This is a genomic window from Chitinimonas sp., assembly GCF_036568685.1.
Taxonomy (GTDB): domain Bacteria; phylum Pseudomonadota; class Gammaproteobacteria; order Burkholderiales; family Chitinimonadaceae; genus Chitinimonas.
Genome location: NZ_DATCSC010000129.1, coordinates 1 through 14,955 on the forward strand (window position 1 = coordinate 1; position 14,955 = coordinate 14,955).

A 14,955-nucleotide genomic window follows, 5' to 3' on the forward strand; every position below is an offset into this window, starting at 1 on the left:
CACAAGATGGCGGTCAAGGCTGCCGAAGTGATCAAGGTGCTCATGAAGATGGGCATGATGGTCACCATCAACCAGGTGCTGGACCAGGAAACGGCCATGATCGTGGTCGAGGAAATGGGCCACCAGGCGGTTGCTGCACGACTGGACGATCCGGAAACCTACCTTGACGGTAGCGAGAAGCAGGAGCACGAGCTGCTGCCGCGCGCTCCGGTGGTGACCGTGATGGGTCACGTCGACCACGGCAAGACCTCGCTGCTGGACTACATCCGTCGCGCCAAGGTGGCGGCGGGCGAAGCCGGTGGCATTACCCAGCACATCGGTGCCTACCATGTCGAAACCGACAAGGGCATGATCACCTTCCTCGATACCCCGGGTCACGAGGCGTTCACCGCCATGCGTGCTCGTGGTGCGAGCGCCACCGATATCGTGGTGCTGGTGGTGGCGGCGGACGACGGCGTGATGCCGCAGACCATCGAAGCCATCCACCACGCCAAGGCCGCCAAGGTGCCTATCGTGGTTGCGGTCAACAAGATCGACAAGCAAGGTGCCAACGTCGAGCGCATCCGCCAGGAGCTGGTGTCGCACGAAGTGGTGCCGGAAGACTGGGGTGGCGATACCCAGTTCATCGAGGTGTCCGCCAAGATGGGCACCAATATCGATGGGCTGCTGGAGGCCATCCTGCTGCAGGCTGAAGTGCTGGAACTGCAGGCTCCGGCCGATGCGCCGGCCAAGGGCATCATCATTGAAGCCCGTCTGGACAAGGGCCGCGGTCCGGTCTCGACCATGCTGGTGCAGTCCGGCACCCTGCGTAAGGGTGACGTGGTGCTGGCCGGTGGCGTGTTCGGTAAGGTGCGTGCCATGCTGGATGAAACCGGCAAGAGCATCAACGAAGCCGGCCCGTCCATCCCGGTCGAGATCCTCGGGCTGTCCGAAGTGCCGAACGCCGGTGAAGATGCCATGGTGCTGGCCGACGAGCGCAAGGCGCGTGAAATCGCCCTGTTCCGTCAAGGCAAGTTCCGCGACGTGAAGCTGGCCAAGCAGCAGGCCGCCAAGCTCGAAAACATGATGGCCCAGATGACCGAGGGCGAGGTGCAGAACCTGCCCATCATCATCAAGGCCGACGTGCAAGGCTCGTTCGAGGCGCTGTCGCAAAGCCTGCAGAAGCTCTCCACCAGCGAAGTGCGGGTCAACATCCTGCATTCGGGCGTGGGTGGCATCACCGAATCCGACGTCAACCTGGCACTGGCTTCCAAGGCCGTCATCATCGGCTTCAACGTGCGTGCCGACGCCATGGCCCGTAAGCTGGCCGAGAGCGAAGGCGTGGACATCCGCTACTACAACATCATCTACGACGCCGTGGATGAGGTGAAGGCTGCGCTGTCCGGCATGCTGGCTCCGGAGAAGAAGGAGCAGGTCATCGGCTCGGTGGAAATCCGCCAGGTCTTTACCGTCTCCAAGGTTGGCTCCATCGCTGGCTGTCTGGTGCACGAAGGCGTGGTCAAGCGCGGTGCCGGCGTACGCCTGCTGCGCAACAACGTGGTCATCCACCAGGGCGAGCTGGAAAGCCTCAAGCGCTTCAAGGACGACGCCAAGGAAGTCAAGGCCGGCTTTGAGTGCGGTCTGCAGCTCAAGAACTACAACGACATCCAGGAAGGCGACATGCTGGAAGTCTTTGAGATCATCGAAATCGCCCGTACCCTGTAACCCCCGTTAGGGGCAGGGCGGAGGGGGAAGCGGCGGGGCCTCGTGCCAGGCTGCTTCCCCCTTCAACCTTTTGAAGGAGGCCATCATGGCCAAGGATTTTACCCGCTCCGACCGGGTGGCCCAGCAGATGCAGCGCGAGCTGGCCGAGCTGATCCGTACCGAGCTGAAGGACCCGCGCATCGGTTTTGTGACCCTGACCGGTGTCGAGGTCACGCGCGACATGAGCCACGCTAAGGTGTTCTACACCCTGATGAAGGGCGATGAGCAGGAGACGCAATACACCCTCAACCGCTCGGCCGGCTGGCTGCGCAGCGAGGTCTCCAAGCGTATCAAGCTGTTCAAGATGCCGGAGCTGCATTTCGAGTACGACCGCTCGGTGGAATACGGCATGTCGCTGGACAAGCTGATCGACCAGGCCATGCAAACCACCGGTCCCGCCGATGACCAAGCAGACCCAGATAAAGCGGATTAAGCGGCCGGTACACGGCGTGTTGCTGCTGGACAAGCCGCTCGGCGCCTCCAGCAACCAGGCGCTGCAGAAGTGCCGTTGGCTCTTGCAGGCAGAGAAGGGCGGCCATACCGGTGTGCTCGACCCTCTGGCGACTGGTCTCTTGCCGCTGTGCTTTGGCGATGCGACCAAGTTTGCCCAGCGCATGCTGGACGCCGACAAGCGCTACGTGGCGCATGTGAAGCTTGGCGCCACCACCACCACCGGCGACGCCGAGGGCGAAGTGCTGCTGGAGCGGCCGGTAGCGGTGAGCCGCGCCGATGTGGATGCTGCGGTGGTTCGTTTCACCGGCCCCATTATGCAGGTGCCGCCCATGTATTCGGCTCTCAAGCATCAGGGCAAGGCCTTGTATGAATACGCCCGGGCTGGCGAGACCATCGCCCGTGAGGCACGGCCGGTCACCATCTATGCGATCGAGGTATTGGCCTTCGAGGGTGAGGCCCTGGTGCTGGACGTACGCTGCAGCAAGGGGACCTATATCCGGACCTTGGCCGAGGACATGGGCGAGCTGCTCGGTTGTGGTGCCCATCTGACTGGCCTGCGCCGTACCGCAACCGCGGGCTTCAAGCTGGAAGACGCGATCACGGTGGAGCAATTCGAGGCGCTGGAGCTTCCGGAGCGCGACGCGCTGCTGCTGCCGGCGGACAGTCTGCTGGCCGATCTGCCGGCGGTGACGCTCGATGCCGCGGCGACGGCGAAGCTAACCCACGGATTGTCCGTGCGTTTTTCCGATAACAATGGGATAATCCCCGGCTTGCGCATTTACGGGGATACCGGCGCCGGCCAGCCGACCTTTCTGGGTCTGGGCGAAGCCGCTGATCAGGTGCTCTACCCGCGCAGGCTGCTGTCGACTGTGGTTCACAGTTAGCAGTGGTTGATTGGGAGCCGGGAGGGGTTGCACACACAACTCGCCCTGCTCGTCTGCACCATGTGGTGCTTTTCAGTATCTGGAGTAATACCAAATGGCAGTTACCGTCGAACAAAAGGCCGAGATCGTCAAACAGTACCAACGCGCTGCTGGCGATACCGGTTCGACCGAAGTGCAAGTGGCCCTGCTGACCGCTCGCATCAACGACCTGACCAACCACTTCAAGGCTAACGCCAAGGACAACCACAGCCGCCGTGGTCTGTTGAAGATGGTTAACCAGCGTCGCAAGCTGCTGGCCTACTACAAGCGCACCAACCTGGACGGCTATCGCGATCTGATCGCCAAGCTGGGTCTGCGCAAGTAAGCGTGTCAAAAAAAGCCGCTGCTCTCTGCAGCGGCTTTTTGCTATTTGGGGCCTGACCAGCCCCCCAGAGATTCAGCCCGCTTGATTGCACCCATGGTGGACAAGCGGCAGCAATAGCAGGGCCGGGCCAGATGGCGCGGCGCTGACCATCCGCCCCGCGTGAAGTGGTTCCGGCCACGCATGGCGGCTAGCAAGTTGGCTGGAACCCCGACGTCGATCCGATCGGATCGAGCCCAACGCGTCGGAGGCTAAGGGTCATTCACGTTGGGCGTGACCCGTTGAAAAGGAAGACAAGCGTGTTCAATCGCATCTCCAAATCGTTTGCCTATGGCAAGCACACCGTGACCCTGGCAACCGGCGAAATCGCCCGCCAGGCCTCTGGCGCAGTCATGGTGTCGATGGACGACACCGTTGTGCTGGTTACCGTAGTTGGTGCCAAGAATGTGAAGCCCGGTCAGGACTTCTTCCCGCTGACCGTTGATTACCAAGAGCGTACCTACGCTGCCGGCAAGATCCCCGGTGGCTTCTTCAAGCGCGAAGGCCGTCCTTCCGAGAAGGAAATCCTCACCTCGCGTCTGATCGATCGTCCGATTCGCCCGCTGTTCCCCGAGTCCTTCTACAACGAGATCCAGATCGTCGCGACCGTGATGTCGGTCGACCCCGAGATCGATCCCGATATCCCGGCCGTGATCGGCGCTTCGGCCGCTCTGGCTATCTCCGGTCTGCCCTTCCAGGGTCCGATCGGCGCTGCCCGTGTGGGTTACCACGATGGCCAGTACCTCTTGAACCCCACCAAGACCGAGCTCGAGACCTCGCAGCTGGACCTGGTGGTGGCGGGTACCGCCAACGCCGTGCTGATGGTGGAGTCGGAAGCGCAAGAGCTGTCCGAGTCGGTCATGCTGGGCGCCGTGGTCTATGGCCACGACCAGATGCAGGCCGCCATCAACGCCATCAATGAGCTGGCCGATGCCGTCAACCCGGAAGTGTGGGACTGGGAAGCCCCGGCTACCGATGAAGCCCTGGTTGCTCAGATCAGCGGTCTGGCCGACGAAGGCCTGAAGCTGGCCTTCCGCATTCCGCAAAAGCAACTGCGCGTGGCACAGATCAACGACACCTGGGCCAAGGTCAAGGCAGCGCTGATCACCGAAGAGACCGACACCACCCTGGCCAACCAGATCAAGGACATCTTCCATGGTCTGGAAGCCAAGATCGTGCGTAACCAGATCCTGGACGGCTACCCGCGTATCGATGGTCGCGACACCCGCACCGTGCGTCCGATCGAAGTGCGTACCGGCGTGCTGCCGCGTACCCACGGTTCCGCACTGTTCACCCGCGGCGAGACCCAAGGCCTGGTGGTTGCCACCTTGGGCACCAAGCTCGACGAGCAGAAGATCGACGCGCTGATGGGCGAGTACAGCGACCGCTTCATGCTGCACTACAACTTCCCCCCGTACTCGACCGGTGAAACCGGCCGTGTCGGTACCCCCAAGCGCCGTGAGATCGGCCACGGCCGTCTGGCCAAGCGCGCCCTGGTGGCCGTGCTGCCCGCCAAGGAAGACTTCAGCTACTCCATGCGCGTGGTTTCCGAGATCACCGAATCGAATGGTTCGTCCTCCATGGCTTCGGTCTGTGGTGGCAGCCTGGCGCTGATGGATGCTGGCGTGCCGCTGAAGTCGCACGTGGCCGGTATCGCCATGGGCCTGATCAAGGAAGGCAACCGCTTTGCCGTGCTGTCCGACATCCTGGGTGACGAAGATCACCTGGGCGATATGGACTTCAAGGTGGCCGGTACCGAGAATGGTGTTACTGCCCTGCAGATGGACATCAAGATCGACGGCATCACCAAGGAGATCATGCGGGTTGCGCTGGATCAGGCCAAGGAAGGCCGTATGCACATCCTCGGCATCATGAACGGTTCGCTGAACACCGCTCGTGCCGAAGTGTCGCAGCACGCTCCGCGCCTCTACGTGATGAAGATCAATCCGGAAAAGATCCGTGACGTGATCGGCAAGGGTGGCGCTGTCATCCGTGCGTTGACCGAAGAGACCGGCACCCAGATCGACATCCAGGACGACGGTACCATCACCATCGCTTCGGTTTCGAGCGAAGGTGCCGATGAGGCCAAGCGCCGTATCGCCGAGATCACTGCCGAGATCGAGATCGGCAAGATCTACGAAGGTCCGGTCATCAAGATCCTCGACAAGAACGTCGGCGCCATCGTGCAGATCATGCCGGGTCGTGATGGTCTGGTGCACGTCAGCCAGATCGCCAACGAGCGCGTCAACAATGTGGCCGACTACCTCAAGGAAGGCCAGATTGTGCGCGTCAAGGCGCTGGAGCAGGACGAGAAGGGTCGCGTCCGCCTCAGCATCAAGGCTGCGCTGGCCGAAGAAGGCGAGCAGGCTGCGCCGGCCGCGCCGGTGACCGAAGCCTGATCACCGTCGTGCTTGCGTGACGAAAAAGCCCGGCTGAGCCGGGCTTTTTTCATGTCGGTTTTGCTTATGCAGAGCGGCTGTCGGATACTCGCAACATCAAGCCTGCTGCCACATCTGGCCAGCGGGCGCTGCCCGTCGGCTTACCGGCGGCATGCACGGAGACTGAATGGAAAACCTGACATCGACCGAAGTGGCAGGCAGCCGTACCCGTTTCAAGCGCAGCCGGCGCTGGCTGGCGCGCTTCAGTCTGCGCCAGGTATTCGTGCTGGTGGTGGCGGGCGGCCTTTTGGTGCCGGGGGTATTGTTCACCCTGCTGATGCTGGATTGGCGGCGCGAGGAGTTGACCCGGCAATTCAAGGCTGAGCAGGAGCGGGTGCTGGAGACCCTGGCACTGGGGCTGCGCCAGCCGTTGTGGGATCTGTCGCAGAACGCCGGCCAGCCTTTGGTCGAGACGGCGATGAAGGACCCGCGCATCGTCTCGGTCCGGGTGGACGGCAGCTTCCCGGGCGAACCCTTCATCGTCCTGCGCCGCCCCGAACGGCACCAGGGATCGGTATCGACCCAGGTGCGGCCGGTTCATTTTGGCGATCAGGATATTGGCAAGGTCATCGTCGAATTCGACGATGGCGAGCTGCGCCGCAGGCTCGGCGCCCAGGTCCGTGAGTATGTGCTGCTGATCGGTCTGGAGCTGGCAGTCAGCCTGTTGTTCATCCTGCTGCTGCTCGATTCCCGCTTTCTCCATCCTCTGCGCCGGCTTACCGAGCAGGCGCGTGCCTTGACCGACCACGACGCGCCGGCCTCCCCACCCTGGGTGCGTGACGACGAGATCGGCGATCTTGGCCGCCAGCTGGAGTGGGCCAGGGGCGAGCTGCACCGCCTGTTTGGCGAACTGAACGACAAGAACGATGCGCTCGAGCAGGACATCATCGAGCGCATGCAGACCGAAGAGGCGCTGCGTGCCTCCGAGGCCAAGTACCGCGAGCTCTTCCTGTCCAACCTCGACGGTATCTGCGTGGTGGACCTCGACGGGGTGGTGCTGGATGCCAACCCGGCCATGTTGACGCTGGTGGGGGTGCCTGCCGAGCAACTGGTGGGCCAGCCGCTGGCCGACTTTATCGTCGAGGCCTGGCGCAACTACGATGACCATATGATCGTCCAGCGGGTGTTGGTCGATGGTCACTGCGGCGAGTACGAGATCGAGTTGCAGCGACCGGGTGACCGGCCTCTGCCGGTCAGTGCCAAGGGGGTGCTGATGCGCGATGCCGACGGCGAGCCTATCGGCGTCTGGCGCATCCTGCGCGACCTGACCGAGCGCAAGGCGGCGGCGGTGCGCATGGAGCTGGCGGCCAAGGTGTTCGACAACACCGCCGAGGCCATCATGGTGATCGCGCCGGACAATCACATCACCTCGGTCAATCGTGCCTTCACCGATATCCTGGGCTATAGCGCCGAGGAGGTGGTGGGACAATCCAGCAGCGTGCTGCGTGATCCCCTGCAGGACGCGACGCTGTACGAGAACGTCAACAACCAATACATCAACCACGGCGCCTGGCAGGGCGAGGTGCCGTTCCGGCGCAAATCGGGTGAGGTGTTCACCGCCTGGGTTCAGGTCAATGTGGCGCGCGACGTGACTGGCCGTATCGGCGACGTGGTGACGCTGATCCGCGATATCAGCGACGTGAAGAAGGCACAGGAGCGCATCCTGCACCTGGCGCGCTTCGATGCGCTGACCGAGCTGCCCAACCGGCCCTACTTTCGCGAGCTGACCGAGGATGCGCTACAGGAAGCGCGCCGCCATGGCGAACACCGGGCCTTGCTGTTTGTCGACCTCGATCACTTCAAGACCATCAACGATTCGCTTGGTCACGACATGGGCGACCAGTTGCTCAAGGAGGTGGCGACCCGCCTTAGCGAGGCACTGCGCGCCGGCGATGTGGTTGGCCGGCTGGGTGGCGACGAATTTGTGATCCTGCTGCGCAATCTGGAGGATGGCGGCGACGCCAGCTATGTGGCGCAGCGGGTGCTGGAGCGGCTGGCGCAACCCTTCTACCTGGCCGAGCACGAGCTGGTGGTGACGCCCTCGCTGGGCATTGCCCTCTACCCCAGCGACGGCGAGGACTACGACACCCTGGTGCGTAATGCCGATGCGGCCATGTACCACGCCAAGGAAAATGGTCGTAATACCTTCCGCTTCTACACTGCCGATATGAACGCCAGGGCGCGCGAGATCCTGGCCGTCGAGAACCAGCTGCGGCGAGCATTGGAGCGCGATGAGTTCGTGCTGCACTACCAGCCCCAGGTGGAGATGGGCAGCGGTCGCCTGGTCGGTGCCGAGGCGCTCATCCGCTGGCAGCACCCGGAGCGCGGTCTTCTGGGGCCGATGCAGTTCATCCCCATTGCCGAGGAACGCGGTTTGATCGGCGCCATCGGGCACTGGGTGCTGCGTGAGGCCTGCCGGCAGAACCGCGCCTGGCAGGATGCGGGCCTGCCGCCCATCGAGGTGGCGGTCAACCTCTCGGCCATGCAGTTCCACCGCCGCGATCTGACCGAGGACATCACCACCATACTGCGCGAATCCGGGCTGGAGGCGCGGTGGCTGGCGCTGGAGGTAACCGAAAGCGTGATCGTGCAGGACGTCGAGGCGACGGTGGCAACCCTGGCGGCGCTCAAGAGCCTGGGTCTGAAGCTCGCCATCGACGATTTCGGTACCGGCTATTCCTCGCTCAGCTACCTCAAGCGTTTCAAGGTGGACAAGCTCAAGATCGACCGTTCCTTCGTGATGGATGTACCCGGAGACGCCGACGATAGCGCCATCACCCGCGCCATCGTCAATCTGTCACGCAACCTCGGGCTGCAGGTGATTGCCGAAGGGGTGGAGACCGCCGAGCAGTGGCATTTCCTCAAGCATGAGGCCTGTGATGAGGTGCAGGGCTATCTGGTGAGCCGGCCGCTGCCCAGCCAGGATATGGCCTTGCGCTTGCAGCAGGGTAATTGGCAGGTTCCGACGAGCTAGCCGCGCTGCCGATAGGCGGGTGAGGGTCGGGATCAAATCGTTCCTGCATGAAAAAGCGCCCCATGGGGCGCTTTTTCATGACTGGCTGGTCGCTCAGGTTGGTGCCTGCAGCTGCTTGAGGATGGCCGGGTTCTCCAGGGTGGAGGTGTCCTGGGTGATCTCTTCACCACGGGCAATGGAGCGCAGGAGGCGACGCATGATCTTGCCCGAGCGGGTCTTGGGCAGGTTGTCGCCAAAGCGGATGTCGTCCGGCTGGGCGATCTTGCCGATCTCGTGCGCCACCCAGCTCTTGAGCTGCTCGGCCACCTTCTTGGCTTCGTCGCCTTCGGGGCGCTGGCCCTTGAGTACCACGAAGGCGACCACCGCCTCACCCTTGATCTCATGCGGCTTGCCGACCACGGCGGCCTCGGCCACCAGGGGGTTGGCCACCAGGGCCGACTCGATCTCCATCGTACCCAGGCGATGGCCGGAGACGTTCAGCACGTCGTCGATACGACCCATGATCCAGAAGTAGCCGTGCTCGTCACGGTTGGCCGAGTCACCGGCCAGGTAGTACTTGCCGTTGAACTCCTCAGGGAAATAGGTCTTCTTGAAGCGCTCCGGGTCGCCCCAGATGGTGCGCACGAGGCTGGGGAAGGGCTTCTTGATCACCAGCATGCCGCCCTTGCCGGGTTCCACCGGTGCGCCGGATTCGTCGACGATGTCGGCGATCACGCCGGGCAGTGGCAGGGTACAGGAGCCGGGCTTGGTGGCCACGGCACCCGGTAGCGGGGAAATCATCACCGAGCCAGTCTCGGTCTGCCACCAGGTATCGACGATGGGGCAGCGGCCGCCGCCGACCACCTCGTGGTACCAGATCCAGGCCTCGGGGTTGATGGGCTCGCCCACGGTACCCAGGAGCCGCAAGCTGGAGAGGTCATGCTGTTGCGGGAAGTCGGCACCCAGCTTGATCAGCGAGCGGATGGCGGTCGGTGCGGTATAGAAGATGCTGACCTTGTGGCGCTCGATCATCTGCCAGAAGCGGTGGGCATCCGGGTAGGTCGGTACGCCTTCAAAGATGACCTGGGTGGCGGCATTGCCCAGCGGGCCATAGCAGACATAGCTGTGGCCGGTGATCCAGCCCACGTCTGCGGTACACCAGAAGACGTCGTTGGGCTTGTGGTCGAACACCCAGCGGAAGGAATTGATGGCGCCCAGCAGGTAGCCGGCGCTGGAATGCTGGATGCCCTTGGGCTTGCCGGTAGAACCCGAGGTGTAGAGGATGAACAGCGGGTCCTCGGCATTCATCCATTCCGGTTCGCACTGCACGGCCTGGCCTTCGGTCAGCTTGTGCCACCAGATATCGCGACCTTCCTGCCATTGGGCTGCACCGTTGTTGGTGCGCTGGTAGACCACGACCTGCTTGATCGATTCGCAACCGCCCAGGCCGATGGCCTCGTCGATCACGGCCTTGAGCGGTACCGCCTTGCCGCCACGCAGGCCCTCGTTGGCGGTAATCACCGCCACGGCGCCGGCGTCGAGGATGCGCTCCTGCACCGACTTGGCCGAGAAGCCACCGAATACCACCGAATGGATGGCACCGATACGGGCACAGGCCTGCATGGCCACCACGGCCTCGATGCTCATGGGCATGTAGACGACCACCCGGTCACCCTTCTTGATGCCCAGCGACTTGAGGCCGTTGGCGAACTGGCAGACCCGGCGATGCAGCTCGGCATAGGTGACGCGGGTGATGGCACCGTCGTCAGCCTCGAAGATGATGGCGATCTTGTTGGCGTTCTGTGCCAGGTGTCGGTCCAGGCAGTTGTAGCTGACATTGAGCACGCCATCGTCGAACCACTTGAACAGCGGGGCATTGGAGTCATCCAGCACGCGCGAGAAGGGCTTCTTCCAACTGATCAGTTCGCGCGCCAGGTCCCCCCAGAACGACAGGTAGTGATCGTCTGCCTGTTCGCACAGGGCGTTATAGGCATCGATGCCCGGGACGGTCGCGCGGTGGCGGAATTCGTCGGACGGTGGGAAGAGGCGCGTTTCCTTGAGGATGGAATCGAGCGTGGACATGGTGGCTCCTTTGTTATGGGGTATTGCTTGTTTCTATGCGTGTCATCAGTCTGGCTGATGAGGCTACTTCGTGGAAACGGGAACCCGAAGGTTCCCGTTTCCTGTCAGGCTGGCTGGGGCCGGCGGGCTACGCCGACCCTGCTGGTACTGGCCCGTGGTGGGCTCAATCGTGGGCGTAGATATCGCGATCCTTGGTTTCCGGCGAGAACAAGAGGCCGATCACAAAGGTGCCGAGCGCCACGATGATGGGATACCACAGACCGTAGTAGATATCCCCGGTGGCGGCCACCATCGCGAAGGCAATGGAGGGCAGGAGGCCGCCGAACCAGCCATTGCCGATGTGATAGGGCAGCGACATGGAGGTGTAGCGGATCTTGGTCGGGAACAGTTCCACCAGCCAGGCGGCGATCGGGCCGTAGACCATGGTTACGTAGATCACCAGGATGGTCAGCAAGGCCACGACCATGGGGGTGTTCATCGCGGCAGCATCAGCCTTGGCCGGGTAGCCGGCGGTCTTCAGCGCATCGCCCAACTGCTTGGTGAAGGCATCGTTCTGTTTCTTGAAGTCGTCCTTGGCCAGCGGGCCGCCTTCGAAGCTGTTGACCACCACCTCGCCGATCTTGACGCTGGCAACGGTGCCGGCCGGGGCGGCTTCGTTGGTATAGGGGATGCCCTTCTTGGCCAGGGTGGACTTGATCAGGTCGCAGGATTGCTTGAAGCTCGCCTTGCCCACGGGGTCGAACTGCGGTGCACACTTGTCCTGGTCGGCGACCACCACCACCGGTGACTTGCCGACGGCGGTTTCCAGCGCCGGGTTGGCGTAGTGGGTCAGGGCCTTGAAGATCGGGAAGTAGGTGACGGCGGCGATCAGGCAGCCGGCCATGATGATCTTCTTGCGGCCGATCTTGTCCGACAGGCTGCCGAACACGATAAAGAACGGTGTGGCGATGGCCAGCGAGATGGCGATCAGGATATCGGCCCGGTCGGGTTCGACACCGAGGATCTTGGTGATGAAGAAGAGGGCGTAGAACTGGCCGGTGTACCACACCACGGCTTGGCCGGCGGTGCCGCCGAACAGCGACAGCAGTACGATCTTGAGGTTGGGCCAACGCAGGAAGGACTCGGTCAGCGGCGCCTTGGAGTGCTTGCCCTCTTCCTTCATCTTCTTGAAGGCCGGCGACTCGCTCAGCTGCATGCGGATATAGACCGATACGATCAGGAGCAGGATGGACACCAGGAAAGGCACACGCCAGCCCCAGGATTCGAATACTTCCTTGCCGAGCTGGTTGCGGGTGAGCCAGATCACCAGCAGCGACAGGAACAGGCCCAGGGTCGCTGTGGTCTGGATAAAGCTGGTGTAGAGACCACGCTTGCCGTGCGGGGCATGCTCTGCCACGTAGGTGGCGGCACCGCCGTACTCACCACCCAGTGCCAGGCCCTGCAAGAGGCGCAGGCCAACGAGGATGATGGGCGCTGCTACGCCTATGGTGGCATAGCCAGGCAAGAGGCCGACCACCGCAGTCGAGAGACCCATGATCAGGATGGTGACGAGGAAGGTGTATTTACGGCCGATCATGTCGCCCAGGCGGCCGAACACCAGCGCGCCGAAGGGGCGGACCACGAAGCCGGCGGCAAAGGCCAGTAGCGCGAAGATATAGCCGGTAGTCTCGTTGACGCCGGCAAAGAACTGCTTGGAAATGATCGCGGCGAGCGAGCCGTACAGGTAGAAGTCATACCACTCGAACACGGTACCGAGCGAGGAGGCAAAGATGACTTTGCGTTCCTCCTTGGTCATGGGCCGCGGTGCGGCATGAACGCCCCCTGCGGCGTTGGCGATGTCGGTCATTGCATTGTCTCCATCTTCTCTGGCGGGCAAAGCCCTCAAGGTTGTGGCCTCTTTGAGCCATGGTGGGCGCGTGACGGGCGGACCCGGCCGTGCTGTGTGGCCGAATCTATGCCCGGGCCAAGATGGCAATCCAATCGCAAATTTCGATAGCGGGCATCAGCAGGGCAATGCTGCAAAGCGACATATCCAGTCTGCAGGCGGCTTTCAGGGTAAAAGGTCCGCCGCAGGTAGGGTCTGCCGCGGCCTATACTGGGATGGTGCAAACCACGCGACAAACGGCACAATGCCGCCATAACAAGCGAGGGAAGAGACGATGGAAATCTACCAACTGCGCACTTTCGTGACGGTGGCGCAGCAGGGGCACCTGACCCAGGCGGCGGAAATACTGCACCTGAGCCAGCCCGCGGTGACGGCCCAGATCAAGGCGCTGGAGGAAGAAGCCGGAATCAGCCTGTTCGAGCGTACCTCGGCCGGCGTGACGCTGACCGAGGCTGGCAAGCTGCTCTTGCCCGAGGCCGAACGCATCCTTGCCGGCAGCCGCGAGATGCTCAACAAGGCCCGTTCACTCAAGGGGCAGCCCAGCGGCAAGCTGCGTATCGGCACCATCCTCACGCCGGAGCTGCTGCGCCTGGGGCCTTTGCTGGCCCGTATGCGCGAGCGTTTTCCGTTGGTCCAGCTCACGACCATGCAGGGCATCTCCGGCATCATTCTCAACGAGGTGCGCAAGAAGGAGCTGGATGCAGCCTTCTTTATAGGTCGCAACCCCTACCAGACAGTCCATGTGCAGCCGCTGACGGAGTTGCCCTATGTGGTGGCGGCGCCGCCGGCCTGGCGTGCGGAGCTGGAAGGGGTGGACTGGCGCACATTGGGGCGGCAACCCTGGGTCGGGGCCAGCCAGTTCTCCAGCCTTTCCAAGCTGCATGCCGAGGCCTGGCGCGAACACAATATCGCGCCCAAGAAGGTGCATGAGGTAGACCAGGAGCAAAGCATGCTGGTTTGCGTAGAGGCGGGCCTGGGCCTGTGCATGCTGCGTAAGGAAGTAGCCGAGGCGGCCGAGCGGGAAGGGCGCTTATGGGTGTGGGGCGATGCGGAGATCAGCATGCCGCTCTCCTTCATCTACCCGGGCGAGCGCGAAGATGAGCCCTTGCTGGGCCTCTTGCGTGAGGTGCTGGCAGAGATATGGCCGCAGCCGGCGGTGTGATCAGCCACCGGCGCGCTGGACAATCCAGTCCGCCATGGCTTCTTGCAAGGCCTCGACTTCGCCGACGGCTTCGGTGGCCTCTAGACTGAGGCCCGGATGCTGTGCCCGCAGGGCATCCAGCAGGGCCGGCAGGTCGCGCCGCAGATGGGCGCCGCGGGCCATGAAGATGGGACTGACCAGGATGTGACGGTGGCCTTCCGCGAATAGCGCGGTTACGCAATCGGACAGGTTGGGTGACATCAGCTCCAGATAGGCAAGCTGCACTGGGCTGCCTGGCCAACGGGCAGCGACCAGGGTCGCCAACCGCTCGAAGGGCTGGGCCCAGAGTGGATCGCGGGCGCCGTGGGCGAACAGGATGATGGCGGGTGCGCTCATGGGCCTATGCTGCCGCAAAAACAAAAACCCCGCACCAGGGCGGGGAATTTGCAGTATGCGTCACCACAACTCAAGCGTCGGCTTACTTGAGCTTGGTTTCCTTGTAAGCGACATGCTTACGGGCGACGGGATCGAACTTCTTGATCTCCATCTTTTCCGGCATGGTGCGCTTGTTCTTGGTGGTGGTGTAGAAGTGACCGGTACCAGCGGTCGACTCGAGCTTGATCTTTTCACGCATGATTCATTAACTCCCGGATTACAGTTCGCCGCGGGCGCGAAGGTCAGCCAGCACCACGTCGATGCCGAGCTTGTCGATGTTGCGCAGGCCAGCGTTGGATACACGCAGGCGAACCCAACGGTTTTCGCTTTCCACCCAGAACTTGCGATATTGCAGGTTGGGCAGGAAACGACGCTTGGTTTTGTTATTGGCGTGGGAAACGTTGTTCCCGACCATCGGCTTCTTGCCGGTGATGACGCATACACGAGCCATTTTGGACTCCCGACTATTTCTGTGACAGATTCTTCGAAAAGCTTGCTGTGATGCGCCTTTGAGGGCAACGCACAACACGCGTGGAAACGC

General features: G+C 62.6%; 12 protein-coding genes. 7 read left to right on the forward strand and 5 right to left on the reverse strand.

Annotation, left to right across the window (positions count from 1 at the left end; all coding sequences use genetic code 11):
- The 6 genes from infB to VIM95_RS18390 all read left to right on the forward strand — a co-directional run.
- A partial coding sequence (infB, locus tag VIM95_RS18365; protein ID WP_331988627.1) for a translation initiation factor IF-2 occupies positions 1-1,704 on the forward strand: 1,704 nt, incomplete at its 5' end.
- 85 nt (positions 1,705-1,789) lie between these two features.
- On the forward strand, positions 1,790-2,176 hold the full coding sequence (gene rbfA, locus VIM95_RS18370) for a 30S ribosome-binding factor RbfA (protein ID WP_331988629.1): 387 nt from the start codon (positions 1,790-1,792) through the stop codon (positions 2,174-2,176).
- Positions 2,145-3,080, forward strand: coding sequence for a tRNA pseudouridine(55) synthase TruB (truB, locus tag VIM95_RS18375; RefSeq protein ID WP_331988631.1), 936 nt, complete (start codon positions 2,145-2,147; stop codon positions 3,078-3,080). The genes rbfA and truB overlap by 32 nt, the downstream gene beginning before the upstream one ends.
- A 94-nt stretch (positions 3,081-3,174) precedes the next feature.
- Entirely contained in the window at positions 3,175-3,444 is a 270-nt protein-coding gene (gene rpsO / locus VIM95_RS18380) for a 30S ribosomal protein S15 (protein ID WP_331988633.1), read from the forward strand.
- A gap of 296 nt (positions 3,445-3,740) precedes the next feature.
- Positions 3,741-5,879, forward strand: a complete 2,139-nt coding sequence (pnp, locus tag VIM95_RS18385) for a polyribonucleotide nucleotidyltransferase (RefSeq protein WP_331988635.1) — start codon at positions 3,741-3,743, stop codon at positions 5,877-5,879.
- 166 nt (positions 5,880-6,045) lie between these two features.
- Entirely contained in the window at positions 6,046-8,892 is a 2,847-nt protein-coding gene (locus VIM95_RS18390; RefSeq protein WP_331988637.1) for an EAL domain-containing protein, read from the forward strand.
- A 93-nt stretch (positions 8,893-8,985) separates the two neighbouring features.
- On the opposite strand, the gene acs is transcribed toward VIM95_RS18390, so the two are convergent.
- Both acs and VIM95_RS18400 read right to left on the reverse strand, forming a co-directional pair.
- Complete coding sequence (gene acs / locus VIM95_RS18395) at positions 8,986-10,953, reverse strand: acetate--CoA ligase (protein ID WP_331988639.1); 1,968 nt, start codon at positions 10,951-10,953, stop codon at positions 8,986-8,988.
- Positions 10,954-11,116: 163 nt separating this feature from the next.
- Positions 11,117-12,799: an MFS transporter gene (locus VIM95_RS18400; protein WP_331988641.1), complete on the reverse strand. Its 1,683-nt coding sequence runs from the start codon at positions 12,797-12,799 to the stop codon at positions 11,117-11,119.
- Between the two features lie 313 nt (positions 12,800-13,112).
- Here VIM95_RS18400 and VIM95_RS18405 point away from each other — a divergent pair, with 313 nt between their 5' ends.
- Positions 13,113-14,000, forward strand: coding sequence for a LysR family transcriptional regulator (locus tag VIM95_RS18405; protein ID WP_331988643.1), 888 nt, complete (start codon positions 13,113-13,115; stop codon positions 13,998-14,000).
- On the opposite strand, the gene VIM95_RS18410 is transcribed toward VIM95_RS18405, so the two are convergent.
- The 3 genes from VIM95_RS18410 to rpmB form a co-directional block, all read right to left on the reverse strand.
- Entirely contained in the window at positions 14,001-14,375 is a 375-nt protein-coding gene (locus VIM95_RS18410; RefSeq protein ID WP_331988645.1) for a CbiX/SirB N-terminal domain-containing protein, read from the reverse strand.
- Between the two features lie 82 nt (positions 14,376-14,457).
- Positions 14,458-14,613 carry a 50S ribosomal protein L33 gene (rpmG, locus tag VIM95_RS18415; RefSeq protein ID WP_072427662.1) on the reverse strand — a complete coding sequence of 52 codons (156 nt, stop codon included), beginning with the start codon at positions 14,611-14,613 and terminating at the stop codon, positions 14,458-14,460.
- A gap of 18 nt (positions 14,614-14,631) precedes the next feature.
- The gene (rpmB, locus tag VIM95_RS18420) at positions 14,632-14,865 is read right to left on the reverse strand and encodes a 50S ribosomal protein L28 (RefSeq protein ID WP_269532705.1); all 234 of its coding nucleotides are present in this window, start codon (positions 14,863-14,865) and stop codon (positions 14,632-14,634) included.
- Positions 14,866-14,955 lie beyond the last annotated feature (90 nt).